We start from the raw sequence: 25,633 nt of genomic DNA on the forward strand, positions 1-25,633 counted from the left end.
ACCCGTAGAAGATTCACAATATGGAACCCTGGCGGAAGCCCACATAGGAGTTAATCTCCAATACTTTGTTCTCCAAGTCTAAATTATTAGCAGCAATACCACAAATGCGATATCAAGAATTAGCGTGACAATTGAGTTCAGCAGCACTATTTTCACACCAAACTGACCGAACAGGGAGAGGTGCATCGGAAGTGAGTGTTTGACTGACCTTGTTGAGAAGCTGATGACGTTACCAAGAATTAGACCTGTAACCACCCATTTCCACTCCAAACCCGAATCCATAAAACCAGCAGCAGTCACTACAGCAGACCTGACATTGAAAAACTCGACTATTGCAATAGTTATAGCTTCAGCCTTAAAGGGCAGAAATTTCAATGCTTCGCTCATAAAATCGAATACGCCAAGCAAGGAGAGAAGAGAGACGATGAAATACGTTATTCCCATAATTGCTGCAATTCTGAGAACATTTTGAGAAACTGATACAGGTTTAAGTTCCTGATAGCTCGGTGCACTGTGATTCCATCTCCTTGATAAAAAGAAGCCAATAAGCGACTTGATGATTGCCACAGCAAATCTTATTCCTGTGTAAACCAGTCCAGCAAATCCCAGAACCGGTATGACGAACGGGATAAAGAAGGCGTAGAGGTGGCTGAAAACACTCGGAAAGGAATTGAGAAAGGATACAGCAATAACCTCTCTGTCGTCAATCTTTTTCTCCCTCCAGACCTGGGATAGCATCGAGTAGCTGGCTGTAGGGCTGATGAAGCAGGTTGCAAAGCTTATTACAGCAAACTCGCTCACACCGAATTTTCGCAATGCAGGCTGGAGAGAAAAGGCAAATTTCTCAAGATAGCCCTTCTTTATAGAGTAGCTGACTGCATAAATGGCAACAATGACGACAGGAAGAGTTTTGATTAGGAAAATAGCAGTGAGAGTTGCTGCGTGAGTGATTAAGCTGATTCCATAAGCTTCATTCATAGGTAATCAAAGAGGGTCGGTTGCTTCTTTTTGCATAACTCGCCTATCTTCTGGAAATCTTTCTCATACTCCTCCCTCAATTGAGGCCTGTAGAGAACCGCTGCTGGGTGGTAGATTGCGATGATTCTGACCTTCTTTCCCCACCTTTCAACCTCGTAAACCTTCCCCTTAACTCTGGAAATGGTTGTGAATTCAAGACTGAACAAGTTGAAAATGAACTGTGCGGCAAATCTTCCAAGGCAGACGATTACGTTCGGCCTGATCACATCAAGCTGCCTTACAAGGTAATCTCCACATTTCTCGACCTCTTCTGGAGTGGGGTCACGGTTATTAGGGGGGCGACATTTCAGAACGTTGGTTATGTAAACATCCCCTCTCCTCAGACCGATTGACGCCAACATCTCCGTAAGAAGCTTTCCAGCAGCCCCTACAAATGGCTCTCCCTGCAAATCCTCATCCCTTCCCGGTGCTTCACCGACAAAAACAACTTCTGCCTTTTCATTCCCCACCCCGGGAACGTAGTTTGTTTTGGTTTTATGGAGGTCGCATTTTTTGCAGCTCATAATCTCTTTGATTATGTCCTGCAGAGATTCCATCAGGAAACCTTTCGGAGTTAAATTAAAATAGTTTGCTGATGTGTTGCGTTGTCCAGCTTTACTGAGGACAGTTGATAGAGTATGGTTGATTCAGCACTACTCCAGCAAATAAAATTTATTTCCTGAAGACGAAAACCGAACGTGAACCCCTTCAAGGTTATGATCGGCTTTGCCGTGGTGATGCTCGGCCTTACATTGCTGGCTTTAAGCAGTGCGGAGAACGTGGAGTATGGAGGAGTTGTGATCATAGGGCCTATTCCAATAGTCTTCGGATCATCTCCGGACATTGCGGTTTTCATGGTTTTCATAGCTTTGATTTTAATTCTCCTACCTTTGCTGATGAGGTGGTAGCATGCTCGCTCTGCTTTCAATTATTATAATCCTCCTCGGAATTTATTTGGTTATCTCAGGACTGAGAGAAGAATGGCCAGAATTTGAGGAAGAATTTGAAGAAAGGAGAGAAGTAACAGAAGAACACGAAAGAAACGAGAGAAAGCCAAAGAGAGAAGTAAAAGGGGGAGGGGTAATTCTCATAGGACCGATTCCCATCGTCTTTGGTGACAGTAAGTACGCCTTTCTCTCCTTAGTTCTTGCCATAATTCTTATGCTTCTCTCCATTGCTTTAATTCTCCTATTGTAGCGATAAGCATGGCCGAGCATATCGGAAATTATTTATTTTGACAAATCAAATAGTAATGGTGATTTTATGGCAGGAGGATATATGGGCAAAATTTTGAAAGTGAATTTGAGCGATGGCAGCATAAAAGAGCTTCCGATTGACGAGGAAATTGCAAAAAAGTACATCGGTGGGAAGGGATACGCGGTAAGAATCCTCTACGATTATCTCACTGAGTATGAGAAACTTGGAATTGCACCTACAGACATAGACCCGCTTGGAGAGGAGAACGTTCTGATTTTTGCAACAGGGCCGGCAACAGGAGTTGCAGGCTTCCCAGAACCGGGAAGATACCACGTAATGACTCTCAGAAGCCCGCTGACAGGCGGAATCGGTTCTTCCAACAGCGGAGGCAAATTTGGCCCGTATCTGAAGTTTGCGGGTTACGACATGGTCATCATTGAGGGCAAGAGTGAGGAACCGGTGTATCTTGAAATCGTTGATGGCTCGGCAGAGATTAAATGTGCCAAGGACCTGTGGGGCAAAAACACCTTCGACACAACCAGAGTTCTCACAGAGAGAGTGGGTGGGAACTGCAGTGTCGCCTGCATTGGCCCTGCAGGAGAGAATCTTGTGCATATCGCGTGCATAATCAACGAAGAGCACAGAGCAGCAGGAAGGACTGGTGTGGGAGCGGTAATGGGTTCAAAGAAACTTAAGGCGATCGTCGCAAAGGGATCAAGCAGGCCCGAAATAGCGAGACCTGAAGAGTTCAAGGCAGTCTCCAAAGAAATGCTCGACAAGATCAAGCAAAACCCCGTAACAGGTGAGGGGTTGCCCAAGTACGGAACCGCTGTTCTGGTTAACGTGATAAACAACGCAGGTGCTTTGCCCTACAAGAACTGGCAGGAAGCATACAACGAGAAAGCTGACGAAATAAGCGGAGAGACAATGGAAGCTAAGTACTTGAGGAAGAGAGTTGCATGCTGGGGCTGCAGCATAGGGTGTGGAAGGGCAACAGAGGTTAAAACCGGTCCGTTCAAGGTTCTAAACACTGAGGGGCCGGAATACGAGTCGATCTGGGCACTCGGCAACGACACGGCAGTTATCAACCTTGAGGCAATCATAAAGGCCAATCACTTCTGCGATGAACTCGGCATAGACACGATCTCCATGGGATCAACGATAGCGTGTGCGATGGAGCTTTACGAGAAGGGTTACATAAAGGATGAAGACCTGCAGGGCCTCGACTTATCATTTGGCAGCGATGCCGCGATGGTTGAGGCTGTGTGGAGAACCGCATACAAGACCGGCATTGGGAAATACTTGGCTCTCGGAAGCAAGAGGTTGGCTGAGGTATTCGGTGCACCTGAGCTTTCGATGAGCGTTAAGGGACTTGAGATGCCCGCCTACGACCCCAGAGGGATCAAGGGTATAGGCCTGAACTACGCAACCGCAAACAGAGGAGGTTGCCACGTTTCTGGCTACACAGTCTCGCCCGAAATCGTTGGATTGCCTGAGAAGATTGATCCACTCACATATGAGGGGAAGGCAGCATGGGTTAAGGCATTCCAGGACTTCACATGCGTCGTTAACTCAGCCGTAAACTGCCTCTTCACAACCTTCGCCCTGGGAGCAGAGGATTACGCTGTGATGCTCTCACATGTTACTGGCTGGGATCTGAATGCTGACGAAATAATGAAGATTGGAGAGAGAATCTACAACCTTGAGAGGGTTATAATCAACAAGTACGGCTTTGACGGCAAGGACGACATGCTTCCAAAGCGCCTGCTTACCGAGCCGCTCAAGGAGGGGCCAGCAAAGGGACAGGTTGTTGAACTGGACAGGATGAAGGAGGAGTACTACCAGCTCAGAGGCTGGGAAAACGGAGTTCCAACAAAAGAAAAGCTAAAAGAGCTGGATATTCCCTAATTTTTTACTGTATTTCCTCTATTATTTTGTTCATTTCCTCAGCTTTGCTTTTGAGAATTTCAAGAGCCTTTCTCATAACTTCTCTGACTGGTAAGGCTCCAGTTCCCTCAACTGTGAACAGAAAGTTGTTCGTTTCTTTAACGTTAATGGCGTTCATCTCACAGACTTCAACGCACTCTTCACACATCGAGCAAGCCATCAAGTCTCTAACCTTAACTCTGTCCCCATCTTTCTCGAAAACATTCCTCGGACAAACTTTAATGCAGTCTCCACATCCGTTGCAGTTCTCGTTTATTTCAATTTCTGGAATAATCTTGTAAACACAGACTGAAACCGGCTGGAACTTCGCGTGCTCCCTTCCCGTTCCGAGCCTTGCCACAGCTTCCAGCATTAGCTGCTGCCCCTCGAAAAGCTCCAGAACCGGGATGTTGTCTATTGCAAAGACCACCTCAGGGTCGTCGCTGATGAAGTCTCCTGAGTAAACTACCTTTGGTCCCTCCACGTTCAGTCTGAGGGAAATCTGACAGTTGGGACAACCCTCTCCACCACAAGCGCATTCGTGCTGCATGTTGAACCTGTCTAAGTAGGTCTTTATTGGAACCATGGCCAGCCTGTGAGCAATCACCTCGTCATAGAAATAGCTGGAATTCAGGTAGATGTCGACGTAGTCTACAGCCATAGCAGGAACTTCAGCTTTCATTGCCCTCCTGAATGAATTGGCTAAAGCTGGTGATGCGTTTTTCAAAATAAATTTGATTTTGAATTCTGATTCTTCCAGTATTTCAATTTCCGGCATCATCAGACTCTCCTACCCCTCTTCCCTCCTGGAGGTCTTGTTCCATCGTGCGGAATCGGTGTAACGTCCTCAATTCTTCCTATCTTGAGTCCAGCTCTTGCAAGAGCTCTGATCGCTGCCTGTGCTCCGGGGCCAGGGGTTGTGTGCTTGTTTCCTCCAGGTGCTCTAACCTTTATGTGAACGCCCTCAATTCCCTTTTCCTTTGCAATAGCTGCAGCCCTCAATGCTGCTTGCATCGCGGTGTAGGGGTTGCCTTCATCTCTATCAGCTTTGACTATCATTCCACCGCTTACCCTTGTAATAATTTCGGCTCCGGTTATGTCTGTAATCGTGATTATCGTGTTGTTGTATGAGGAGTATATGTGGGCAATTCCCCACCTTCCACCCTTCTTCTTCTCGGCCATCAGACCACCTCAGTTTTTGCTAACGGGGAATTCTTATAGAAGGATATCTTGCTCTCTAGCTCTTTGGTTATGATAAAGCTTGGAGAAGTAACTCTCCTCCCGTCAACCGCAATATGACCGTGAGTTATGAACTGTCTTGCCTGCTTTATCGTCTTTGCCAGCCCCTGCCTGTAGACCATCGTCTGAAGCCTTCTTTCAAGAAAGTCCTCAACGCTCAGGTTTAGAATGTCATCGAGAGTTGCGTTTTCGGGGAGTATCCCCATCTTGTTTAGCTTCTTAATAACCGTCTGTGCCTTGGCTTTTGCAATTTCACCTTCCTTGCCAGGAAGACCGATTTCAGCGAGAAGGTCTCTCGCTACTCTCCTGTATTTTCTCAGAATGTTCTGGAATCTCCAGAGCTCCTTCTTGTTCCTGAGGCCGTACTTTATCACGAGCTCCATCTCCTTCTCAAGTCTGGCCTTATCCCACGGATGAGTTGGAGTTGTGTACTTCTTTCTGTGGCGCTTTGGGTCACCCATCTAAAATCACCTCTTCCTCCTCACAACACCAACTGTCCTTCCCGTCCTGCCAGTTGACCTAGTTCTCTGACCTCTGACTTTCTTTCCTCTTGCGTGCCTGACGCCGCGGTAGGCTTTCATCTTAATCAGTCTCTCGATGTCCAGCATTCTTGCGAAGTCAACGTCCTTCGACAGCAGATGGAGGTTCTGGCCTGAATATGGATCCTTTCTCCTGTTTAGAAGCCATGATGGAAGGGATTCGATTTCCTCCTCAATGAACTTCTTGACTTTCTCTATCGTCTCATCATCAAGCTCTCCAAGTTTGGCTCTCCCATCCACTCCCAGCTCGTTGACTATGCATCTCGCAGCCCTGAGTCCAATTCCCTTTATCCCCGTAAGAGCGAACATGAGACTCTTGTTCCCATCCAGGTCTGTATCGGCAATTCTCACGATATGCTTGAACGTCATAATACCACCGTCTAAGAGGAAGCAAGCTTGGAAGGATATTTAAAGATTATGTGCCCATAAGGAACTGAAAAATCCTTTCAGTTCTGGCATTAAAATTCAGTGTTTATGCTTTTCTCGTGACGAGGAAGTCCGTGAGTTCCAGCAATATCTCTTTTGCTTTGCTTTCCGGCAAAACGTCGAGTCTTTTTTTAGCCTCCTCAGCCATTTCTCTGGCCTTTTTTGCAGCATAGTCAATAGCTCCGCATTCTTTGAGTTTCTCTATGTCATCTCTGATTTCCGAAGCGTCAGCCTTGCCCTTTCCAAACGTTTTAAGATTTATACCCTTCTCAAAGGCCTTTATGACAATCAGAGTCTTCTTGCCTTTAAGAATGTCGCTCCCCCAGTCTTTGCCAGTCTCCTCTGTCAGATCCAGAAGGTCATCCTGAATCTGAAATCCCACACCGCTGAGAAGTCCGTAGTCCCACAGCGCCTTAACAACTTTCTCATCCTCTCCAAAAAGGATTGCCGGCATGGCTGCAGAAGCCGCAATAAGAACTCCCGTTTTCAGTTCGACCATCTTTAGATACTCCTCTTCAGAAACCGTCTCTCTCTCTTCAAAGCTCATGTCGTAGTACTGCCCCTCGCAGATTTTTATGCAAACCTCTGAAAGCATTTCTGTAGCCTTTCTGATTCCCTCGCTCTCGACATCGCAGGCAGTAAGAAGCTTGAAAGCCTCTGCGAAAAGCGTATCGCCGGCGAGAATTGCTGTTGCCTCCCCATAAACCCTGTGGACAGTAGGAACGCCTCTCCTCATCTCATCCCTGTCCATTATGTCGTCGTGCACAAGTGTGAAGTTGTGAATCGTCTCAATGCTCAGTGCTGCAGGGATAATCTTTCTGTAATCCTTTCCAAGAGCTTCTGCAGTTAAAAGGCTGATCACCGGCCTCAACCTCTTTCCTCCAGCTTTTATCAGGTGCCTTGCAGCCTTGTAAAGGCCAAGTGGTTCTTTTTCAGGCAAAAGCTCCTCGATAGCCTTGTTGATTATTTCAGCCCTTTTTGCTATCTCTTCCTTCAGCATGGCAATCAACCTCTGAATTCCACCCACTCTTTCAGCATTCCTGTTACAAACACTTCAAGACCTTTCAGCTCTCTCAAGTTCCTGCATCCTGTTAAAAACATTGCCGTTTTTAGCCCCCTTCTGAAGTACTCGATTTCTTCCCTGACTTTCTCCACTCCCTCAACAGCGGCTCTTAGGAACGGCAGTGCAGCGCTGCCCACTTCCGCCCCAATCGCTATGCTCTTCGCAATATCAAGCCCACTCCTCAGCCCACCTGTTGCGATTAAGGGCAGTATCCCTCTGCAATCAACAATACTGAAGGCTGTCGGCAAACCCCAGTCCCAGAAGTCAACTCCAACTGACTTGGAAATTTCGTCAGAGACCCTGTATACCTCAACACCACTGAACGTCGTCCCACCTTTCCCTCCAACGTCTATTGCCGAAACACCTGCCTCTTTGAGCATTACTGCAATCTCCCTGCTGATTCCTGCTCCGGTTTCCTTGGCTATAACCGGAACCTTCACGGATTTGCAGACTTCTTCCAGCATCTCCAATCCTTTTTCAGCGTTCAAATCGCCTTCTGGCTGAATAGCCTCCTGAAGGTAGTTGAGATGAATCGCAACAGCATCCGCATCAATCATCTCCACGGCCTTATCAACGATTTCAGCACCCTTCTCTATAACCTGCGGGATGCCAATGTTGGCGTAGATGAAAGCCTTTGGAGCTTTCTCCCTAACAACTGTAAAGCTGTCTGCAAGCTTTTCATCTTCAATAGCCGCCCTCTGGCTCCCCACACCCATACCTATTCCTACCTCTTCAACAGCCTCAGCCAAACACGCGTTTATCTCCTTAGTTTTAGGATGCCCTCCGGTCATAGAGGCGATGAGAAGTGGAAATGACAGCTTCTTCCCTAAGAACTCAACTTCAGTATCGATTTTCCGGTAATCTACTTCGGGAAGAGCTTTGTGAATGAGCATAACGTCTTCAAGTCCCGTGTAGCCCGACTCCACTTCCTCTTCGAGGCAGATTCTAATGTGGTCGATTTTTCTCTTCGAAGTGCTCAGATTATCACCTCCGTTCCAACCTTCTCTCCCTGAAGGAACTTCTTCAAGTTTTCGTAACTTCCTCTGAAAACATAGGCACTGCATTTGTGCCCCATTTCGTAAAGCCTTTGAAGTTTTCTCAACATACCACCAGTCACATCCTCCTTTCCCTTATTTTCCCCGATTTCAGCAAGCATCTTCTCAAGCAAGGTCCTATCAAGCTTTTCTACCACATTGCCGTTTAGATCATAAACACCGTCAACATCGGTCGCGAAGCCAATCCTTCCTGCCTTAAAAGCTTCTGCAAGATGGACAACAATGTCATCTCCGGAAAGAACTTCAATTCTCTCATTCATAACAACATCGCCATGAAGAACGGGAAGGAAGCCGTTTCTTAGGGCCTTTTCCACAATCTTTGCAGTATAAGCAAGGAAGGGGTGGATGGGGTATGCTGGTACGTCAAACTCTGTTAGTGCTGAGCAGAATCTCTCACTTAGCCTCAAACAGCCCAGATGCACCTTTGAGGCTCCAAGAGAGCTTAAGCCAAACTTTCTAACGTGTGGATGGCCAAACGAACCAGCTCCGTGCACCAAAATCAAATTTTTCCAGTTTTCAGATATTGCCCTGCAAACCTCCTTTAGCTCAGCTTCCTTCAGCTTTTCATACGCCCCTTCGCTCTTGTCGGTTATCACCGAACCCCCTATTTTGAGAATTGTCAGTTCATTCCTCAACTCTAACCCCCTCCTTCTCCGGCTCAACAACGAAGCTTCCCTCCGGTTTTTCACCTTTGTAGAGCCCAAAAATGCACCCTCCACCACCTGCACCGGTTATCTTTGCCTTAAGCCCTTTTCTTTCAAGTTCTGCAATAGTTTCATCTATTTCAGGATTGCTCACCCCTATTGCCCTTAACAGCGACTGATTTATCGCAATGAGTTCCTCAAGCCTGTCTTCGCTTTTGATTTCAGCAGCTTCAAGCGAAACGGCATCTATTGAGTCAAAAATCTTCTCCATGACTTCTGGATGCCTCTCTCTCAGCTCAGCAACTTTTTTCACCATTTCTGCCGTTGACCTGCTGCCAAAGTTGATTACGAAGAACTTAAAAGGCATCGACACTTTTTTCCGCTCCGGAAAAAGCCATGAACCGCCAAAGGTGGATATGAATGGGTCTATTCCGCTCGCTCTGCCCTGAACATCAATCTCAACCTGCTTTGCCATCTGGAAAATGTCCTCTTTGTCCATCCCACCTTTAAACTCTGCGTTAAGAGCTGCTAGTGTTGCAACTATAACAGCTCCAGAGCTTCCAAGACCTGAGCCGATTGGAATTTCACTTTCTATTTCAATTTCAGCACCCGGTATGTTCTTTACTTCCAAAAATCTCCTCACAGCCTGAACAACGTATGGATGCCTGTCAAAATCCAGGTTGCTCTCTCCCAGCACGGACTTAATTTTGAAACTGCTGGATTTTCTCACCTTAACCCTGCATCTGAGGTTGATTGCAGACACCACCGCGTGCCTGCCGTAAACCACTGAATGCTCACCGAACAGAATTATCTTTCCGGGTGCTGATGCAATCATTGTGTTGAATACGGGAAAAACTTAAAGAATTTTGTGCAAACGTTATCTCATGAAGATTGTTTTTCATCCGAAATTCTATACTGTCTACACCTCAGACCCGGCAGCAGAGGCCGGAAGAATGGAGGCAATAATGGAAGAGCTAAGAGATTACGAGGTTGTTGAACCTGAACCGGCGAGAATGGAGGACATACTCCTGATTCACACGAGAGAGCATTACATGTATGTTAAGAGCGAGCCTGAGATTTACGAAGTTGCAATTCTTGCTGCTGGAGGGGCAATTCTTGCTTCCGAAATAGCCTTTAACGAGCCTGCCTTTGCGGCAATACGCCCTCCGGGTCATCATGCAAGTCCGGACAGCAGCTGGGGATTCTGCTACTTTAACAACATAGCCATTGCCGTCAAAAAGCTGCTGGTTGAGGGGAAGATTAAAAGAGCAGTAATCGTGGACTTCGATTTGCATTACGGGGATGGAACGGCTAACGCCTTTGCAGGAGTTGAGGAGGTCAAGTATCACCACATGAAGGGTGCAGACATAGCGGGCATAGAGCAGTTTCTCAAAGAAAACGATTACGACATAATTGCGGTTTCAGCAGGCTTCGACCGGCATAAGGACGACTGGGGAGGGATACTCGAAACTGAAGACTACAGGGAAATTGGAAGAATTATTAAGGAGTACGCCGAGGAAAAGTGCGAGGGGAGGAGATTTGCAGTTCTTGAGGGTGGCTACAATCACTCCGTGCTTGGTAAAAACGTTCGTGCATTTGTCAAAGGCCTAGAATAAAGCGTAGCCTCTCTGAACTCCTCCTCATCATCGCATTCATCCCAGATTCCCTTTAAGAACAGTTCCTCGTATCTTTTTCTTTCCACTCCGAAGTAGTCTCTCTCGCTGGTTCCTCTGAAGTAAAGCCTGTTTACGGGATTCGTCGGGTCTTTGAGCACATCCGGAGCGCAGAAGGGAGCACCGTAGTAATACTGCAGAAAGCTCTCGTTGCTTGGTTTTTTCTCGAACCTGGTAACGTCAAGCAGAACTATTCTGCCGTCACAGTACATGGCCTCATAATCCTCCCACGGAGTATAGGAGTATCCTTCTTTCCATAACTTGTAGAGGATTCTTGTGGTCAGGTAAATCGACTCTTCAATTATTTTCCTGCTTTTCTCATCGTTTTTCATAATGTCTCCGTCCCTCAACTCGGAGAGGGGAATGCCGTCAAGCCACTCCTGCAACATGAATTCATCAGTGTAGGCTATTGGTACTGCAATGTCGTCTTTGAACTTCTCAAATAGACCTTTTAAAGGGTCCAGTATATCTTTAAAGCTTCTTACCGGAGAGTTCGGTGAGAGTACATTGAGAACGAAGGTCTTTTCAGCAGCATCGATTCTGAAAACATAGTATCTGACCCATGCTGAAAGCATCGAAACGCTGAACTCATCTGCCATCTCTTTTAGACCAAATTCTTCAATAGCCTGCGAGATCTTCTCCTCAATCCTTCTTCTTCGCTCCTCTGGAGTGGAGCCGAAAAGAGACTTTTTAAGAAGCGCTACCGAAATCCCCCAGCAGACAACGTGGTCAGAAGTGACGCTTTCGTCAATCTTCAAACGGAAACTCATAGCTCTCCATGTTTATCTGCGCTACCCTTCTTACTATCCCCTTGGTTCCGCAATCCTGACAGATAACGATGTAAACCTCAGCATCAAACTCGGCATTTCTCCTTCTGAACTTTCCCTTTCTCTCCTCAAGAATTTCAACTCTGTGAAGCTTTCCGTCATCGCATATAGGGCACTCTATCTCCATGTAGGCCATAAAGCAAGTCCTCTACACAACTTAAAATGTTTTTGAAATCTTAGCTAGTTTACGGTCGTTTGGAAGCAGTAATGTGAGGATGAAGGCCACAGTAATTGGGACTGTTAGATAGGTGAAGTAAAGCTCAGCGCTGCTGATGAAGTACATCGCCCCTAGTGTTAGGGCCACAGAGATGGCTCTGCTCGTCAATCCAACAAAGCCTGTAGCGCTGCCGTGAACTTCTTTGTCGCAGAACTTTCCTATCCAGTCCATTATTATCGCATATGCAGGGAGCATAAGCAAGCCGCTAATGCCAAGGAATGCGAATAGCAGAGTGGCGTTCAGGGCAAAGGCCAAGATGACGAAGAAGGCACCAATCAAAGGAGTTATAGACCTCATGTACACAGTCCTCAAGTTCATCCTGGCTACTCTGTCAGGAATAATTGCCACACCAATCAGTCCGAGAACTATGGCGAGAGCTACGGCATCTCCTGCAACCTTTTCAAGGCCGGCACTCCTCAAAGCGGGCTGCAACCAGGTTGCCAGGTTGTCGAAGGTCGCAACACCGAAACCGAGAATCGCTCCGACAATCCACAGATCCTTTCTTCTCAAAACTGCCCCGAATTGCCTTACAGCAAAGCTTTCTGCCTTGGTGAACTTCACGGCCCTCACCGCTACCAGCACGAGCACTATTCCAGCAGTTGCCACTGCTGCTGCCGGCAAGACAAGCATCGTTAATCCACCAGCATTGTAGAGTTTCATGCCAGCAGCGAGAGCAAACACTGTGCCAAGGTACATGGAGAGGCTGAGTATTGAGATGACCAGCGTCCTCCTCTCCTCGTAAAGCTGTGATGCGTAGGGAACGAAGGCGTTGAGCAGAAATGGCTGTCCCAAGGCACCTGAAAGCTGGCAAACAAGGAGCCAGTAGTAATTAAAGCTCAGAAGTCTTCCTGTTGCGGCAAAGAAGGTCATCACGCTGCCAAACAAAAACCACTTCTTGAAGTCTCTGTCGAGAAGCAGACCGCTCGGTATGGTCAGGATTAAGAAAAAGATTGGGTAAGTTACTGCCAGCAGTCCGAGTAGCTCCACGGAGACGTTTATTTCCTCCGAAACAAGTGTAAGGACTGGGGAGAACGTGACCCAGACGGCCTGCGAGGCAAAAACTATGAGTATAAAGCCTGCTGTAAGCAGCGCTCTCATCTGAACCACTCTATGACCACGTTCTTTATCAGCTCTACAGCAACATCTTCAGGAACGGATTCGAGCAGCATGGGTATAACGCTGGAGTCCAACCTGCCCTCCTCTATCCCTTTTATAATTTCCGCAAAGTCTCCCCTCTCAGCCATTGCATAGATTTGCTTCGTGTCCACTTCTGGCTCCATCTCCACCGCTTTTGCGGCATCCTCCACAAACTCTTCCGCAACTTCATCGTGAATTGGACTGAGAGTGAGGTGTATGTTGTCGGGAATGCCGTAATTTTTCAGGCCCTTCTGGAGGTGAAGCTGCCAGCCAAGCTTTTTCATGTTGTTCACAAAGCCCATCAGGTCAATTTCCGGATTTGACATTGCCAGAACGCTGCTCTCAACCTTACCAACACTCTCAAAACCAAGCTCCTTCAGCCCTTTGTATATCTTGTTCCTCGCTGAGAGGATTTTTGAGGCAAGGTTCTTGTACCCCTCCACGCTCAAGTATTTAATCACGGCAAAAGCAGCGGCAAGCGGTCCTTCTGGGCGGGATGAAAGCACTGCCTGATTCACAAACACGTAACCAGGTGAGGAAACATCCACGAACATCGAACACTTCTTGAGTTCAGCATTTCTGAAAAGAACTACTGAAGCTCCTTTCGGTGCGTAGCCATATTTATGGGCATCTAGAGAAGTGGATGTGACACCTTCAACTCTGAAATCGAATTTTGGCACGTTCTCGCCGAGCATCTCGAAGAAGGGCAGAATGAAGCCGCCAAGACATGCATCAACGTGAAGCGGGATGTTTTTCTCTACTGCAATTTCTGCTATCTCCTCTACGGGGTCTATCGTGCCGAAGGGCCAGTTTGGGGCAGAGAGGGCGATTAGGGCTGTTCTATTACTGACAGCTTCAGCAAAAGCATCAGTGTCGCCCTTAGCCTCTTTTACTGGCAACCTCACAACCTTCAGGCCGAGGTAATCGGCTGCTTTCAAAAAAGCCGGGTGGATCGAAATAGGGGCGAGTATTTCAGGAACTTCTGCTTTTCCCTCTCTCTTCCTGTAAAAGTCTCTGGCTGCCTTTACAGCGAGCATTATGCTCTCCGTCCCTCCGAAGGTGAAGGAGCCCAGAGCATCAGCACCATGCATCAAGCTTTTTGCAAATCCAACTACTTCCTTCTCGAAGAACACCGCACTCCTGAAAACCGTGAAGTCGAGCAGGTTTTTCTCGGCAAAGCGGACCAATGCCTTTTCCGCAACCTTCCTTATGTTCTCATCTCCCGTCTCGTAAACGTAGGCGAACAGCCTGCCACTTTTGGGGTCGAGGTCTTCTGATTCTACTCTCTCAAGAACAGAAAGCACCTCATCAATCGTCATCTTTTAAATTGATTTTAATTAAAAAATAAAGGTTTCGGTTTGCTGTAGCTGGTTGAGTAACCAGCCTCATTTTTTCGAGACAAACTCTACTCTCTATCCCACCAGTGTACCTCGGAAGCATAGATATTGAGTAAAACAGGATTTCAGGAAGATTTTGAGCAGAACTCAAAAGGCGCCGGGGCTGGGATTTGAACCCAGGAGCCCTTACGGGCACCAGCTCTCAAGGCTGGCGCAGTACCTCTCTGCAACCCCGGCTCTCTATAAACTTCCCAGAACGTGTTTAAGAATCTTGTGATTACGTAAAAGTAAAAAAAGAGTTTTAACTCTTGCCCTTCTTCATTTTCAGTTTCTTCAACCTTATGATGTTCTCCCTATCCATCTCTTCGAGCTTGAACGAGATGAACTTTGCCAGTTCCTCCATTGTTGGAATGACGCGGTATTCGAGGGCGTTAACTCTTCTCTTGGTTCTCTCAATCTCTTCAATGAGCTTTCTAAGTGTTGTCTCAATTTCAGCAACCTCAAGTACTGCATCAACAAGCTCCTCGTAAGCCTCAACAGCCTCATCAACTCTTGTGGAAGTGCTCAAAATGCCGTATCCCCTCTCAGTGGGCTTCTTCCTAACTGGTTCTCTCTTGATGACCGGAACGACAACGCCCATGATGTTCTTCCTCTTCATACTGAACTCTGGGGGCATCTGACAGCAAGACAGTGCAATTGACCTCACAGCCACAATCCCGTCAACAGCTATTGCCAGAGCAAGTTTGCTCTGAGCCTTCTCATACTTCTGTACCATACCACCTATGACTTCTTTCGCCTCCTCAAGGAGCTGTCTGAATTCCATGATGAGACCATCTCTCTTCATTTTCAGCAGTGCATGACCTCTGGTAGCCATCTTTATTCTTCTCCTGAGCTTTATGAGTTCCATTCGTGTCGGTTGAACCTCTGCCATCCCCTGTCACCTCTAAAAATTATTTTCAGGAGGCCTCCTCAGCGGCCTCCTCGGTCTTTGTTTCTCCCTTTCTATACTTGGGGTGATACTTCTCGATGAACTTCCTCTCAACCTTGGTCAGCTCTCTCTCAGGAAGCATTGAAAGCAATTCCCATCCAAGGTCGAGCGTGTACTCGATATCTCTGTCCTCGTATCTTCCCTGCTGGACAAATCTCCTCTCAAATTCGTCTGCAAACTTCAGGAAGAGTCTATCCCTCTCAGACAATGCCTCTTCACCGACGATTGCCACAAGACCTCTGAGGTCAACACCTTCAGCGTAGGCAGCATACATCTGGTCGTTCCACTGCGGGTGGTCATCTCTGGTATAGCCCTCACCGATTCCCTCCTTCATCAGCCTGCTGAGGGATGGCAGAACGTTGATTGGCGGATAGATACCTTTGGCATGCAGCTCTCTGCTGAGAACTATCTGTCCCTCTGTGATGTAGCCTGTGAGGTCGGGAATTGGATGAGTGATATCGTCACCGGGCATTGTAAGGATTGGCATCTGAGTAATCGTTCCCTTCCTTCCCCTAATTCTCCCGGCTCTCTCATATATTGTGGCGAGGTCAGTGTACATGTAACCCGGATAACCTCTTCTTCCCGGAACCTCTTCTCTTGCCGCAGAGATTTCTCTTAAAGCCTCACAGTAGTTTGTCATGTCTGTCAGGATGACCAAGATGTGCAGGTCGTATTCGTAGGCAAGGAACTCTGCCGCTGTCAACGCCATTCTGGGTGTCAGCAATCTCTCGATAGCCGGGTCGTTGGCAAGGTTGAGGAACACAACTGCTCTTTCCAGTGCACCGGTCCTCTCGAACTCCTTCATGAACTGGTAGGCCTCTTCGTATGTGATACCCATAGCTGCGAATATAACCGCGAACTCCTCTCCCTCACCCCTGACCTTTGCCTGTCTTGCAATCTGCAGGGCGATGTCGTTGTGTGGTAAACCTGAACCGCTGAAGATGGGTAGCTTCTGTCCTCTGACGAGTGTGTTCATTCCATCTATGGCTGAGATGCCGGTCTGGATGAACTCTCTCGGATACTGTCTTGCATAGGGGTTGATAGCTGCACCAACAATTGGCCTTCTTTCTTCAGGTACTATCTTCGGCCCACCATCAATTGGCTCACCCGAACCGCTTAGAATCCTACCGAGCATGTCTTGTGCGCAGTTCAGCTTGACGATGTCTCCCGTGAATCTAACGGTGCTTGAAGTGTCAACTCCTCTGGTACCTTCGAAAACCTGAACGATGACAACATCCTTGGATGTATCCAGAACCTGCCCTCTCCTCGTTGACCCATCGGGAAGCGTTATGGTGACAAGCTCTCCGTACGCTACCGGCTCAGTCTTCTCAACAAAAACAAGCGGACCTGCAACCTGAGTTATGGTCTTATACTCCTTCATTTTCATCACTCTCCGAGCAGATTCTTTCTAATCTTCTCCAGCGCAGCCTCCAAAGCTGGCTTGTAGTTCTCCTCGAACTTTGCTCTGGCAAACTCTTCCATTCCCTCGACTCCTGCAATCTCATCAATCGTCTTTCCTGCTTCAAGTGCCTGGTAGAACCAGTCGTTGATCTGCTTTATGGCCTTCAGCATGTCATACTGCTTTTCAACACTGCAGTATGTATCGACTGGGTGGTAAGCGTACTGGATGAGGTAAACCTCTCTGATAATTCTGGCAACCTCAAGCAGGACTCTCTGAGATTCGGGCAATGCATCACTACCGACGAGCTGCACGATTTCCTGCAGGCTTGCTTCTTCCTGCAGCACCTCCATTGCCCATCTCCTGAGCTCATTCCACTCCTCGTTGACGTTCTCGGCAAACCAGTCTTTCAAAGTGTCAACATAGAGGCTGTAGCTCTGCAGCCAGTTTATAGCCGGGAAGTGTCTCCTTGCAGCAAGCTTGGCATCCAGAGCCCAGAACACCTTCACAATTCTGAGGGTGTTCTGCGTTACTGGCTCACTGAAGTCACCACCCGGCGGTGAAACTGCACCGACGACTGTAACACTCCCAACATTTCCGGCCAGCGTCTTCACCCTGCCAGCTCTCTCGTAGAACTCTGCAAGTCTCGATGCCAGATAAGCGGGATATCCCTCTTCACCGGGCATCTCCTCAAGTCTTCCGGATATCTCTCTCATTGCCTCTGCCCATCTGCTTGTCGAGTCTGCCTGAATTGCCACATCATAACCCATGTCTCTGAAGTACTCTGCGATTGTGATTCCGGTATAAACCGAAGCCTCTCTCGCAGCAACAGGCATGTTGGACGTGTTGGCAACAAGGACGGTTCTCTCCATCAATGGCTTCCCGGTTCTCGGATCCTCAAGCTCCGGGAACTCCTCAAGGACCTCTGTCATCTCGTTGCCACGCTCACCGCAACCGATGTAAACCACAATCTGCGCATCACTCCACTTCGCCAGCTGATGCTGAGTCACAGTCTTTCCACTTCCGAAGGGGCCGGGAATTGCAGCAGTACCTCCTTTCGCAACCGGGAAGAACGTGTCAAGAATTCTCTGACCGGTTATGAGCGGCACAACTGGTGGAAGCTTCTCAACGTATGGTCTCGGAATTCTCACAGGCCACTTGTGGTAGAGTTTCAGTTCGGTGCCATCATCGAGCACTGCAATGGTGTCCTCCACAGTAAAGCTGCCCTCGTAAATCTCGGTAATCACACCCTCCTTCACGTTTGGTGGAATGAGGATTTTCTGCTCCACAACCTCGGTTTCCTGAACTGTTCCGATGATTTCACCAGGTTTCACCTTCTCTCCCTTCTTCACCAGGGGCTTGAACTCCCACTTTGCCTTTCTGTCCAAGCCCGGAGCCTCAATACCTCTGCCGATGAAGTCACCACTAACCTCCTTGAGCACGGGCAGAGGCCTCTGCACACCGTCGTAGATGTTTCTAATCAGGCCCGGTCCAAGTTCAACGCTGAGCGGCATTCCGGTGTTCTCTACTTTGTCACCCGGCTTTACGCCCTCTGTATCCTCGTAAACCTGAATGAGAACCTTCTGTCCTACTAAACCTACGACCTCTCCCATCAGCCCCTCTTCACCGACCTTACAGAGGTCGTACATTCTGGCCTTAAGGCCCTCTGCAACGACGAGGGGTCCGGAAATTCTATAAATTTCTCCTACATATCCAGCTTCTTTCACTTCCATAGGTCAACACCTATCGCCTTTCTTATTTTCTCCCTAAGCTCCTCCACACCTCCGGTTCCTCCTACCGAAACAAAGGTGGGTTCAACTTTCTCATCAATCTCCCTCCTCAAAACCGGAGGGAGCTTTTTCAGATACTCCTGCCTAATAATCACGACACCAACATCATCTCTTCTTAAAACATCCTCAACAGCCTTAACGATTTCGTCATCACTTGTTACTTCGTATATGTCTGAGATTCCTGCAAGCATGAAACCGATTGTGAAATCCGGGTCTCCCACTACCGCCAACTTCTTCATAATATCACCATTTGCCTCTCAATCTCCTCATTCGGCAAGCCGTAGTATTTACCCCAGCCAAGGACTCTCAGGTTGTCCACCTCGACCTTCTTCAGCACCGCATACTGCAGCACTGGCAGGATGCTGAGCGGGTAGTTGCTTGCTCTCTTTGAAATTGTGTTTATCCAAACCTTGTCGAACTCTATCTCTGCAGTAGCAACGCTCTTTCCTTTAATCTGTACATCATCCCAGAACCAGTAGCCTTCAAGAGACTTAATCATTTCATCTATCGGCATCGCTGCAAGTTTCCTGATTTCCTCCTCGGTAAGCTCGTAACCGCCAGGAATCGTGCAGCTTATTATTTCCTCAACAGTCGCATCTTCTGCCTTCAGTCTCAGCAACGTCTTGACGTTTCTTATGTCAATCTCCATTTTTATGAAGTCGAGGAAAAGCTTCATTGCAAAATCGGTTGGATTAAGTTTGAGCAATTCTCTGTAATACACCTTGTAAAGTTCGTCTTCGATTTTGCTTATGTCCTCACTGCCCACCTTTGAAAGGGGCTCATAATATGGAGTCCCCTCGAAGGACTTGACAATCTCCTCTATATCCCTAACGATTAGGCTCTTCCAGAATTCAAGGTCTCTTTCTCCCGCAGGAACCAGCACATCCTCTATTACTTCAGGCTGCACGTTCGCCATCTTGCCCCTGATGATGTTTATTATGTTCCAGACATCCCACTTCTCCAAATACCTCGTTATCAAGAACTTTGACGCTCCGAATGAGACCTCAATTAGCTTTCTGTAAGTCCTTGCAAGGTTGGCATAGAGGGCATGGTCGAGTAGTCTCGGCCCTGTGAACTTGTACCCAAGCTCATCAATTTCTTTCTTATATTCTGTTTCTCCAATATACCTCACAATCTCATCGAACTCCATGTTCAGCAGTTTTCTGAAGTCCTCTGCCTTCATTAGCCTGCTCTTCATCACCTTCGTTCTCGCAACAATGTAGGCCCAAGCCGCTCGATTTCCCCTGTATATCATTTGTCACCACCTCTTGTTTACTTGAAAAGCAATTTCGAGACTTCACTCAGCTTCTGTTCATAAACCTGGTTCACAAGTTCATCGAATGTAAGATTCAGTCTGATATCTCCAGCAGGGTCTTCAAGAATTATTCCGCCTATGCACTCTATGTTACCGCCGTAGGTAACCTCAAGATTGAGCTCCTTTATCAGATCCTTCACGATTTCTTCGTCCTCCTTTCTTGAGTAAACGACCATGCCAGGTGAAGCGTTCTTTTCCAGAAGCGTTTTGAGAATCTTCTTCCTCGTTTCCTCATCCATGTCTCTTATCTTCTGTTTCAGGAGATTGGAAACCTCTTCAAGGATTTCTTTCTGCACGTTCAACAGTTCTCTTTTCATTTCAAGTTTAACGCTTGAAAGTTCCTGTCTTCTGATTGCTTCTGCCTCCTTTTCTGCTTCCTCCCTTGCCTTCTTGAGAATCTCTTCTGCCTGAGCTTTCGCCTCAGCAATGATTTTCTCCACTTCCTTCTCGGTCCCCTCCCTGATTCTCTTGACCTCCTCTTCACCCTTCTGCTGAATCTCCTGCAATACTTTATCCAGTGGCATTTACTTCACCTTAGAACGCGAACATCAGTATGAACGCTATGACCAGTCCGAAGATGACTATGGTCTCCGGTATAACTGTGAACAGAATACCGAGACCAAAGAAGCCTCTGTCTTCAGCTGTAGCTCCTACGGCAGCTGCACCGATACCGCTTTCACCAAGTCCAGCACCAATACCTGCCAGTCCAACTGCCAGTCCAGCACCAACTGCAATCAAACCCTTAGCCAACGCATCTTCCACCATTTATTCTCACCTCCAAGGTATAAGCTGGCCAAACTTAAGCCCGCCTATTAATATTAAAATGAGGATGGTCACTCCAAGAACCATCCTCGCGGTTGACACCAACCAGTAATACTTCACGAACCTCTCTATGTTTTTCTCTGTCAGCACCCTCCTTTCCAGGAACCTTCTGACCAGCTCCTCGCCCGGCATGTTAGAACGCGAACATCAGTATGAACGCTATGACCAGTCCGAAGATGACTATGGTCTCCGGTATAACTGTGAACAGAATACCGAGACCAAAGAAGCCTCTGTCTTCAGCTGTAGCTCCTACGGCAGCTGCACCGATACCGCTTTCACCAAGTCCAGCACCAATACCTGCCAGTCCAACTGCCAGTCCAGCACCAACTGCAATCAAACCCTTAGCCAACGCATCTTCCACCATTTATTCTCACCTCCTCAAACACACCTCACTCCTCAATAAACCTCTTTATCCTGCCGAAAGGCTCGTAGAGCCTTCCACCACCCTCAAAGAACTTCGTGAAGAACTCTACGTAGTGCAAACGTAATGACTGTAAACCTGGATCGAGAATGCCGAGGATCAGATTGCCCACATGTCCTATGATAAGGATTATTGCTCCCAGTATAGGTATGCTGATTCCGACTGGGTCGATTATTTTCATTCCTATGAAGTTGATGACGAAGGCGATGTAGACTGATGACAGACCAATGGCCAGAAGTCTTGCGTAGCTCATGATCTGGCCAAACCATGTGAGAAGCTCTACTGCAAGTATGACACCCATAGCACCCATCTTCGGAACTTCGCCCATTACGAACAGTATGAACCAGATGACCAGCAATGGAAGAGCAGCGATGTAGTACATGTTAAGTCCTGCCTGCCATCCTTCCATCAGACCTGGCAACGGAAGTGGAGGCACGTTGCCTGGGTCAGGCCCTACTCCGAGTTGGTAGAACACACCCACGTTGTAAGCGAATCCGAAGATGATCATGGCGAGGCCGAGAACACCTAGGATCCAAGACAGCTTCTCAAGAACAGCCTCCTTGAAACCGTGTTCGACATAGACGTTGTAGAAGCCGAGAGCAAACCCGAACAGGATTTTCGCAATACCGATGAGAATCGTAGCGAACAGAAGAATCTTGACGCCCATCTCCTCAACTCTGTCAAATATCGGGTGGCCGTGGTGGAACTCGTAGAGGTGCTCAAGCTGTGAACCTATGAAGTGGATCTGATACGGTTCATACTCACCAGGAACGATGAATGGACCAAAGCACTCTCCGTAGATGAAGCCAAAGACTATCGACATTACTCCTGCATAGACACCGATGTTAAGCATCCTCTGCCAGCCTTCGGTCTTAAACACCCTCTTGAGGTATAAAGATAAGACTGTGACGAGCAAACCGTAGCCGATGTCTCCAAGCATCATACCGAAGAAGATCGGGAAGAAGATTGCTATGAAAACAGTTGGGTCGATTTCCTTGTACCTTGGAATTCCGAAGGTCGTGGTGAGCAGTTCGAAGTTTCTCACACCAACAGGGTTGCTTAGCTTCGTTGGTGGCTCGCCCTCCTCATCGAGAACCTCAACGGCAACACCATTGGAATCCATCTTCGCCTTGAACTCGTTAAATGACTTTGCAGGAATGTACCCAACGAGAACGAAGGAATACTTCGAAACGAGAGTTCTCAAAGGCAGTTCGTACTTGTCCATCTGGGAGCTGAGGTACTCCTCAATAGCAAGCAGAGTTTCGGCTTCTTTTACCTTGACTTCCTCTATCTCCTTCTCAACCTGCTCCTTTCTTGCCTTCAGCGACTCAATTTCCTTCTGTATCTCCGAAATTTTCGCTTCGAAGTCCTCAACGTCGGGAACCTGTATCTCTCTGTAACCGCATTCCTGCAAAATTCTCAGGAATTCGTCCCCATACTCAGCTTTAACGAAAACTGCCACAACAAGCTCTTTCTCGTATTCGGTGGAGAAAACCTCAAAATCGCTGGTCACCTGTGCAAACTTCTCTGTCGGGTCCTCTTTAACGAACCCGACAAAAACACTAAGCGTCTTGTAACCTTTGAGAAGTTTCGCGGGTATTCCGAGCCTCTTCAGAGGCTCTATCTGGTTTAGCTGCTCCTCCAAGGATGCAATCTTCTCATCAACGCTTCGCAGATACTCAATTCTCTCCCCTATGAGCTGCTGATACTCATCCAGCTTCTCTTTAAGCTGTGCTTCTATCTCAGACTCTCTGAACTTTCTCCTCGGCACAATTTTTGTTGGGTCAAGCTTCAGATGGGAGATGAAGCTCCTCATCTGAACGAGTGCCCTTGAAACAACAGAAGCCTCCGGATGCGGCTCGCCGATTCTGAAGTATTCAGACTCTTCAGGTTCTTCGATGTGGACGAGGTTGAGTCTGTGGAGAAGGTCCGCTGTTTCCGCCAGTTTCTCCTTGGGACCTACTACAGAAATTTTAACCATTCTTTCTGGCTTAAGCATGTCCCATCATCCCTACGAACTCATTATATAGCATCTCCACAGCCTTCATAATGTTATCCTTGCCCTTCTTTGCATAATCCTCGATTTTCTTGGTTTCACTTTTCCGGATTTCCTCCTTTTCAGCTTCAATCTGCTGTCTTGCAGAATTGAGGATATCCTCTTTAACTTTTGCCGCTTCGGCCTCAGCACTCTCAATAATTTCTCGCGCTTTCATCTTAGCTTCAAGAATTTTGTTCTTCCTTTCCTCCTCTGCAGCCCTGATAGCCTCTTCAACTTTAATCTCTGCCTGCTTAATTTTTTCAAGAATTTCTGTCCTATCCATGGTAACCACCTTGATCAAACTCTTTACTTTAAAGACATTCGAAAGCCTAAGCAAATCGTATTTAAGCTTTGTTATTTTTACACAGGTAGAATTTGTAATTAAAAAAGAAGACTAATTATTTGCATGCTTTTATTGACCGAAAACGGAATATAATCGAAGAGATAAAAAACGGTATGAAGGTTCTCGTGGTCGATGCAGGAGGCAGGGGAAATGCTATAGCTCACGCTTTCTCAAGAAGTGAGCAGGTTAAAGAAGTTTATGTAGCACCCGGAAACGGGGGTAGCGAATTTTTCGAAAAGTGCAAAATTGCAAAACTCAATGGTAAGAACATTCCATCAATCAGGGCGATAGACGAAATAGTGGAGTTTGCAAAGAAATCCGAGGTCGATCTCGCCTACATAGGCCCTGAAGAGCCGCTGAGCCTCGGTTTGGCTGACAGGCTTGAAGAAGAGGGGATTCCGGCGGTTGGTCCGAAAAAGGAGGAGACGATTTTAGAGGCAAGCAAATGCTGGGCGAAAGATTTTTTGAAGAAAATTGGAGTCCCAATTCCTGAATACGCCAACTTCGATGATCCGGAGGAGGCGAAAGAGTACATAAAAGAGAAATTTGACAACGGGATTGTCGTTAAGGCTGACGGACTTGCAGCAGGTAAGGGCGTTTACGTCTGCGATTCTGTTGATGAGGCTTTGAAGGCCGTGGACGAGATCATGATTCAGAAAAAGTTTGGAGATGCGGGGAACAGGATAGTGGTCGAGGAGAGGCTGAGGGGCATTGAGGTTGCCTTCACCGCAATAACTGATGGAAAAACCGTTAAACCATTCGGCCACGCAAAGGACTACAAGAGAGCTTTTGACAGCGACGACATAGAGGGGTTGAGGGACTTCTACATCGGCCTGACGAAGAAGTTCTACACAAAAGCTCAGATAGAGCAGCTTTTCAAGGAGGGGAAGCTTATCAACCCCAACACCGGCGGAATGGGGGCTGTGAGTCCGCATCCAGGCGTCAACGAGGAGATAGAAGAGAAAATAATGGAAATGGTTGTGGAGCCAATAATAAAGAAGTTTAAGGAGATTGAGGGGAAAGTGTTCAAGGGCGTGCTTTATCCGGTAATCATGCTCGTCGAAGAAGGTGGGGAGTTGATTCCAAAGGTTCTCGAGATAAACGTGAGGGACTGCGATCCGGGGGCTGAGGCAAAGCTTCCGAGACTGGCAAGCGACATTGCAGAGATATCGATGGCGGTTGTTGAAGGAAAACTTGATGATGTGGATGTGGAGTTCAGCAATGACTGCTGCGTTGCGGTTTGTGCTGTAAGCGGTGCTCTGAAGGGTAGAGAGGGGTTAAAACCGGGATATCCTGCCGACCACTACACAAGCCAGCCAATAAGTGGCTTGGAGGAAGCGATGAAGGAGGCAATCATATATGCCAACGGCATTGCCAAAACTAACGGATACGTCACAACGGGCGGTAGAGTTCTGACGGTGGTCGGGAAAGGAGAAACTATTGAAGAAGCGAGAAACAAGGCTTACTCGGCCATTGAAAAAATCAGCTTTCCGGGAATGAGGTACAGAAAAACCATAGGGCTCGATGTTCCTGAGTAACCATCTACACCACCTTTTTTAAATCCTCAATGCTACCGAGATAAACAACCTCTTCCTCAACTGCGTAAACTTCAATCTTTCTAGCCTTTTGAAGAATTGGGGACAGAAAGTTTCCCTGCAAAACGTCACTCCCCCCCATCAGAGGTGAGAATGCCGGCAGTACGATTTTGCTGCTGTCCGCAACGAGATAGCAGGGGAAAGTGTAAAGCGCCCCTCTCACCCTTATCTTTACCGCTGGATGCTCGTGGCCCATAATAATTTTCTCCCCCTCAAATTCCTTATGGCCGTGAATGACGACGTAATCCCCAACTTTCACCTTCTCCTTTAACTCAATCCCATAATCAGCAAGAATCGCCGCTAAATAGTTGTCATGGTTTCCCCTAACAACCTCAAGCTCAACATCAACGGATTCTATAAACTCCCTAACGTCTTCCCACTCATAGGGCAGGTTTCTGCTGAACTCGTGTTTCAAATCACCCGCAACTACAATTCTGTCTATATCATATTTTTCAATAATACTTTTTACCCTATCTTTTATTTCCTTTAGCTGCATTCTTGGCACAGCATAACCCTTCTCCTGAAGAACGTTTTCAAATCCAAGATGCAGGTCAGCTATTACAGCCGTATTTCCCACTATCGCCGCCCTCTCTGGAGTGAACAAGACATCTTTCATTGGTAACGA

Annotated in this window: 31 protein-coding genes and 1 tRNA gene; 5 read left to right on the forward strand and 27 right to left on the reverse strand. The window is 47.4% G+C overall.

Annotation, left to right across the window (positions count from 1 at the left end):
* Nucleotides 1-78: 78 nt before the first annotated feature.
* The gene (locus tag H0Z19_RS05680; RefSeq protein ID WP_290724668.1) at nt 79-978 is read right to left on the reverse strand and encodes a nucleoside recognition domain-containing protein; all 900 of its coding nucleotides are present in this window, start codon (nt 976-978) and stop codon (nt 79-81) included.
* A complete protein-coding gene (gene udg, locus H0Z19_RS05685) occupies nt 975-1,574 on the reverse strand; it encodes a type-4 uracil-DNA glycosylase (protein ID WP_290724671.1) in 600 nt (199 codons plus the stop codon). Before udg ends, H0Z19_RS05680 begins: the two co-directional genes overlap by 4 nt.
* A gap of 141 nt (nt 1,575-1,715) precedes the next feature.
* Between udg and H0Z19_RS05690 the strand changes: the two genes are divergently transcribed.
* The 3 genes from H0Z19_RS05690 (at nt 1,716) to H0Z19_RS05700 (ending at nt 4,122) form a co-directional block, all read left to right on the forward strand.
* Nucleotides 1,716-1,925, forward strand: a complete 210-nt coding sequence (locus H0Z19_RS05690) for a TIGR00304 family protein (protein ID WP_290724674.1) — start codon at nt 1,716-1,718, stop codon at nt 1,923-1,925.
* Nucleotide 1,926: 1 nt separating this feature from the next.
* A complete protein-coding gene (locus H0Z19_RS05695) occupies nt 1,927-2,214 on the forward strand; it encodes a TIGR00304 family protein (RefSeq protein ID WP_290724675.1) in 288 nt (95 codons plus the stop codon).
* Between the two features lie 66 nt (nt 2,215-2,280).
* Nucleotides 2,281-4,122, forward strand: a complete 1,842-nt coding sequence (locus tag H0Z19_RS05700) for an aldehyde ferredoxin oxidoreductase family protein (protein WP_290724677.1) — start codon at nt 2,281-2,283, stop codon at nt 4,120-4,122.
* Between the two features lie 4 nt (nt 4,123-4,126).
* Here the strand turns inward: H0Z19_RS05700 and H0Z19_RS05705 are convergent, their stop codons facing one another.
* The 8 genes from H0Z19_RS05705 to mvk form a co-directional block, all read right to left on the reverse strand.
* Nucleotides 4,127-4,921 carry a DNA-directed RNA polymerase subunit D gene (locus H0Z19_RS05705; RefSeq protein WP_290724679.1) on the reverse strand — a complete coding sequence of 265 codons (795 nt, stop codon included), beginning with the start codon at nt 4,919-4,921 and terminating at the stop codon, nt 4,127-4,129.
* Nucleotides 4,921-5,322: a 30S ribosomal protein S11 gene (locus tag H0Z19_RS05710; RefSeq protein ID WP_290724681.1), complete on the reverse strand. Its 402-nt coding sequence runs from the start codon at nt 5,320-5,322 to the stop codon at nt 4,921-4,923. Before H0Z19_RS05710 ends, H0Z19_RS05705 begins: the two co-directional genes overlap by 1 nt.
* Nucleotides 5,322-5,840, reverse strand: coding sequence for a 30S ribosomal protein S4 (gene rpsD, locus H0Z19_RS05715; RefSeq protein WP_290724682.1), 519 nt, complete (start codon nt 5,838-5,840; stop codon nt 5,322-5,324). The genes H0Z19_RS05710 and rpsD overlap by 1 nt, the downstream gene beginning before the upstream one ends.
* A 6-nt stretch (nt 5,841-5,846) precedes the next feature.
* Nucleotides 5,847-6,287 carry a 30S ribosomal protein S13 gene (locus tag H0Z19_RS05720; protein WP_290724684.1) on the reverse strand — a complete coding sequence of 147 codons (441 nt, stop codon included), beginning with the start codon at nt 6,285-6,287 and terminating at the stop codon, nt 5,847-5,849.
* A gap of 103 nt (nt 6,288-6,390) precedes the next feature.
* On the reverse strand, nt 6,391-7,344 hold the full coding sequence (locus tag H0Z19_RS05725) for a polyprenyl synthetase family protein (protein ID WP_290724688.1): 954 nt from the start codon (nt 7,342-7,344) through the stop codon (nt 6,391-6,393).
* A 5-nt stretch (nt 7,345-7,349) separates the two neighbouring features.
* Nucleotides 7,350-8,387, reverse strand: coding sequence for a type 2 isopentenyl-diphosphate Delta-isomerase (gene fni, locus H0Z19_RS05730; RefSeq protein WP_290724798.1), 1,038 nt, complete (start codon nt 8,385-8,387; stop codon nt 7,350-7,352).
* Nucleotides 8,384-9,097 carry an isopentenyl phosphate kinase gene (locus H0Z19_RS05735; protein WP_290724691.1) on the reverse strand — a complete coding sequence of 238 codons (714 nt, stop codon included), beginning with the start codon at nt 9,095-9,097 and terminating at the stop codon, nt 8,384-8,386. Before H0Z19_RS05735 ends, fni begins: the two co-directional genes overlap by 4 nt.
* Nucleotides 9,087-9,941 carry a mevalonate kinase gene (gene mvk, locus H0Z19_RS05740; protein ID WP_290724695.1) on the reverse strand — a complete coding sequence of 285 codons (855 nt, stop codon included), beginning with the start codon at nt 9,939-9,941 and terminating at the stop codon, nt 9,087-9,089. The genes H0Z19_RS05735 and mvk overlap by 11 nt, the downstream gene beginning before the upstream one ends.
* Before the next feature lie 49 nt (nt 9,942-9,990).
* Here mvk and H0Z19_RS05745 point away from each other — a divergent pair, with 49 nt between their 5' ends.
* Nucleotides 9,991-10,722 (forward strand): histone deacetylase family protein, encoded by a 732-nt coding sequence (locus tag H0Z19_RS05745; RefSeq protein WP_290724698.1) that lies wholly within the window; start codon nt 9,991-9,993, stop codon nt 10,720-10,722.
* Here the strand turns inward: H0Z19_RS05745 and H0Z19_RS05750 are convergent.
* The 16 genes from H0Z19_RS05750 to ahaH all read right to left on the reverse strand — a co-directional run bounded on the left by H0Z19_RS05750 (nt 10,671) and on the right by ahaH (nt 23,353).
* The gene (locus tag H0Z19_RS05750) at nt 10,671-11,549 is read right to left on the reverse strand and encodes a hypothetical protein (protein ID WP_290724701.1); all 879 of its coding nucleotides are present in this window, start codon (nt 11,547-11,549) and stop codon (nt 10,671-10,673) included. The genes H0Z19_RS05745 and H0Z19_RS05750 overlap by 52 nt on opposite strands.
* Nucleotides 11,527-11,742 (reverse strand): hypothetical protein, encoded by a 216-nt coding sequence (locus tag H0Z19_RS05755; protein WP_290724704.1) that lies wholly within the window; start codon nt 11,740-11,742, stop codon nt 11,527-11,529. Before H0Z19_RS05755 ends, H0Z19_RS05750 begins: the two co-directional genes overlap by 23 nt.
* A 21-nt stretch (nt 11,743-11,763) precedes the next feature.
* A complete protein-coding gene (locus H0Z19_RS05760; protein WP_290724706.1) occupies nt 11,764-12,921 on the reverse strand; it encodes an MFS transporter in 1,158 nt (385 codons plus the stop codon).
* Nucleotides 12,918-14,279: an aspartate aminotransferase family protein gene (locus H0Z19_RS05765; protein ID WP_290724708.1), complete on the reverse strand. Its 1,362-nt coding sequence runs from the start codon at nt 14,277-14,279 to the stop codon at nt 12,918-12,920. Before H0Z19_RS05765 ends, H0Z19_RS05760 begins: the two co-directional genes overlap by 4 nt.
* 173 nt (nt 14,280-14,452) lie before the next feature.
* Nucleotides 14,453-14,534 (reverse strand) — tRNA-Ser (locus H0Z19_RS05770).
* A 64-nt stretch (nt 14,535-14,598) separates the two neighbouring features.
* Nucleotides 14,599-15,228, reverse strand: a complete 630-nt coding sequence (locus tag H0Z19_RS05775; RefSeq protein WP_290724710.1) for a V-type ATP synthase subunit D — start codon at nt 15,226-15,228, stop codon at nt 14,599-14,601.
* A gap of 25 nt (nt 15,229-15,253) precedes the next feature.
* Nucleotides 15,254-16,666: an ATP synthase subunit B gene (locus H0Z19_RS05780; protein ID WP_290724712.1), complete on the reverse strand. Its 1,413-nt coding sequence runs from the start codon at nt 16,664-16,666 to the stop codon at nt 15,254-15,256.
* A 5-nt stretch (nt 16,667-16,671) separates the two neighbouring features.
* The gene (locus H0Z19_RS05785) at nt 16,672-18,417 is read right to left on the reverse strand and encodes an ATP synthase subunit A (protein ID WP_290724715.1); all 1,746 of its coding nucleotides are present in this window, start codon (nt 18,415-18,417) and stop codon (nt 16,672-16,674) included.
* The gene (locus H0Z19_RS05790; protein WP_290724717.1) at nt 18,408-18,713 is read right to left on the reverse strand and encodes a V-type ATP synthase subunit F; all 306 of its coding nucleotides are present in this window, start codon (nt 18,711-18,713) and stop codon (nt 18,408-18,410) included. Before H0Z19_RS05790 ends, H0Z19_RS05785 begins: the two co-directional genes overlap by 10 nt.
* The gene (gene ahaC / locus H0Z19_RS05795; RefSeq protein ID WP_290724719.1) at nt 18,710-19,729 is read right to left on the reverse strand and encodes an ATP synthase A1 subunit C; all 1,020 of its coding nucleotides are present in this window, start codon (nt 19,727-19,729) and stop codon (nt 18,710-18,712) included. Before ahaC ends, H0Z19_RS05790 begins: the two co-directional genes overlap by 4 nt.
* A 17-nt stretch (nt 19,730-19,746) precedes the next feature.
* Nucleotides 19,747-20,313, reverse strand: coding sequence for a V-type ATP synthase subunit E (locus H0Z19_RS05800; RefSeq protein ID WP_290724721.1), 567 nt, complete (start codon nt 20,311-20,313; stop codon nt 19,747-19,749).
* A gap of 10 nt (nt 20,314-20,323) precedes the next feature.
* Nucleotides 20,324-20,554: an ATPase gene (locus tag H0Z19_RS05805; protein ID WP_048064341.1), complete on the reverse strand. Its 231-nt coding sequence runs from the start codon at nt 20,552-20,554 to the stop codon at nt 20,324-20,326.
* A gap of 6 nt (nt 20,555-20,560) precedes the next feature.
* Nucleotides 20,561-20,743, reverse strand: coding sequence for a hypothetical protein (locus H0Z19_RS05810; protein WP_290724723.1), 183 nt, complete (start codon nt 20,741-20,743; stop codon nt 20,561-20,563).
* 1 nt (nt 20,744) lies between these two features.
* Complete coding sequence (locus H0Z19_RS05815) at nt 20,745-20,975, reverse strand: ATPase (protein WP_048064341.1); 231 nt, start codon at nt 20,973-20,975, stop codon at nt 20,745-20,747.
* Nucleotides 20,976-21,000: 25 nt separating this feature from the next.
* A complete protein-coding gene (locus tag H0Z19_RS05820) occupies nt 21,001-23,031 on the reverse strand; it encodes a V-type ATP synthase subunit I (protein WP_290724724.1) in 2,031 nt (676 codons plus the stop codon).
* Nucleotides 23,024-23,353, reverse strand: a complete 330-nt coding sequence (gene ahaH / locus H0Z19_RS05825; RefSeq protein ID WP_290724727.1) for an ATP synthase archaeal subunit H — start codon at nt 23,351-23,353, stop codon at nt 23,024-23,026. Before ahaH ends, H0Z19_RS05820 begins: the two co-directional genes overlap by 8 nt.
* 173 nt (nt 23,354-23,526) lie before the next feature.
* Here ahaH and purD point away from each other — a divergent pair, with 173 nt between their 5' ends.
* A complete protein-coding gene (gene purD, locus H0Z19_RS05830) occupies nt 23,527-24,951 on the forward strand; it encodes a phosphoribosylamine--glycine ligase (protein ID WP_290724730.1) in 1,425 nt (474 codons plus the stop codon).
* A gap of 4 nt (nt 24,952-24,955) precedes the next feature.
* On the opposite strand, the gene H0Z19_RS05835 is transcribed toward purD, so the two are convergent.
* The gene (locus tag H0Z19_RS05835; protein ID WP_290724733.1) at nt 24,956-25,624 is read right to left on the reverse strand and encodes a metallophosphoesterase; all 669 of its coding nucleotides are present in this window, start codon (nt 25,622-25,624) and stop codon (nt 24,956-24,958) included.
* Between the last annotated feature and the right edge of the window lie 9 nt (nt 25,625-25,633).

Source organism: Archaeoglobus sp. (assembly GCF_017656475.1).
In the GTDB taxonomy this organism is placed as follows: Archaea; Halobacteriota; Archaeoglobi; order Archaeoglobales; family Archaeoglobaceae; genus Archaeoglobus.